Genomic DNA, 262 nt, shown 5'->3' on the forward strand with positions numbered 1-262 from the left:
GAGTGCTCTTTCGTAGCAACTAATGACAAGGGTTGCGCTCGTTGCGGGACTTAACCCAACATCTCACGACACGAGCTGACGACAGCCATGCAGCACCTGTGTGCAGGTTCTCTTTCGAGCACTCCCAAATCTCTCCGGGATTCCTGCCATGTCAAGGGTAGGTAAGGTTTTTCGCGTTGCATCGAATTAATCCACATCATCCACCGCTTGTGCGGGTCCCCGTCAATTCCTTTGAGTTTTAATCTTGCGACCGTACTCCCCA

General features: G+C 51.9%; 1 rRNA gene. It reads right to left on the reverse strand.

Annotation, left to right across the window (positions count from 1 at the left end):
* Positions 1-262, reverse strand: a 16S ribosomal RNA gene (locus GM672_RS28045); the annotation flags it as partial.

Source organism: Pseudoduganella buxea (assembly GCF_009720835.1).
In the GTDB taxonomy this organism is placed as follows: domain Bacteria; phylum Pseudomonadota; class Gammaproteobacteria; order Burkholderiales; family Burkholderiaceae_D; genus Rugamonas; species Rugamonas buxea.